1 protein-coding gene is annotated in these 1,347 nt (G+C 75.3%); it reads right to left on the bottom strand.

Translation table 11 applies throughout. The features are described from left to right. Nucleotides 1-110: 110 nt before the first annotated feature. The gene (locus GA0115240_RS34595) at nucleotides 111-1,322 is read right to left on the bottom strand and encodes an AraC family transcriptional regulator (protein WP_093743007.1); all 1,212 of its coding nucleotides are present in this window, start codon (nucleotides 1,320-1,322) and stop codon (nucleotides 111-113) included. Nucleotides 1,323-1,347 lie beyond the last annotated feature (25 nt).

Raw genomic sequence — 1,347 nt, 5'->3', positions numbered from 1 at the left:
CTGGTGGCGTCGATGCTCGCGACGGCGCCCGCGGCGAAGGCGAGCGCGGCCACACCCTGGATGATCTTTCGCATGGTCTTTCCTCCGTTGTCGACTGTCGACTGGGTTGATCAGTCATCAACACCGTAGGGAGGGCAGGCGGCCGGCGGTCCTGACGTATGACCGGGCAGGTGACGGGCGGTCAGGGGCGGTTCCGCGGCGGCCGGTCGGCGCGGTGCGGGCGGGCGGGCCGACCGGCCGACGGGCTTCGGACGGGCCGGCCGGCGGGCCGGGACGATCACGCGTCCACGGAACCGGCGTGATCGCCGGGGGCCCGCCGCGGCGGGCGGGCCGAGGAAGCGCTCCGGCGGTTCCACCGCTCCGCGCAGCGGGGGCGCCGCCGCCAGCGGATCGGCCCGGTAGCGGCCGGGTGACACCCCGGTGATCCGCTTGAAGGCGGCGCTGAACGCGGCCTCGGAGGAATACCCCCATTCGGCGGCCACCGAGGCCACCGTGCGGTCGCCGGACAGCAGTGCCCGGCCCGCGGTGAGGACCCGCCAGCGCTGGAGGTAGTCCAGCGGGGGCATGCCCACCAGTTGCCGGAAGCGGGCCGCGAAACCGGCGCGGGACATCCCCACCGCCCCGCCGAGCGCCGCGACCGTCCAGCGCCGGGCCGGGTCCCGGTGCATCAGCAGCAGCGCGGCCCCGATCTGCGCGTCGCTCAGCGCGCCCAGCCAGCCGCGCAGCGGCATGCCGCCCGGCTCCTCCTCGACCAGCGCGCGCATCGCCTGGACGAACAGCATCTCGGTGAGCCGTCCGATCATCACCGGCGTGCCCAGCCGCGCCGCCTCCACCTCGTCCAGGCACAGCCGCAGCAGCGGCTGGATGGCCCGCGCCGGGCCGGTGCCGGCCCGGATCACGGTCAGCGGCGGCAGTCCGTCCAGCAGGTGGGCGACCGTCCCGTCCAGGAAGTGGACGCTGCCGCCGATCACGAAGGTGCGTCCCCCGCCGCCCGCGGGCGTGTCGCCGCCCAGCCGGACGACCCGGTCCGCCGACGCCTGGAACACCGGTCCGCTGTCGGCCAGCGGGGTGCCCACCTCGTCGGACATCTCGAAGGAATCCTGCACGGCCAGCAGGAAGCAGTCGCCGGCCGTCAGCGGCAGCGCCGCCCCGCCGTCCGCGCCGATCCAGCACGAGCCGGCCAGCACCGCGCCGATCTTGACGTGCTCGTGCACGCCGAACCGCAGGCCCCACGGGCCGGCCGCGTCGATGCCCGACAGGGAGCCGGTGCGGATGCTCAGCGCCGCGAGGACGTCCGACAGCGGGTCCATGACTGGTTCCATGCCTGTGAACGTTAACGTCCGCCGC

Source organism: Streptomyces sp. DvalAA-14, assembly GCF_900091855.1.
In the GTDB taxonomy this organism is placed as follows: Bacteria; Actinomycetota; Actinomycetes; order Streptomycetales; family Streptomycetaceae; genus Actinacidiphila.
Note: the sequence above shows the minus strand (reverse complement) of the source record. Positions and strands in the feature narration are given on the sequence as shown.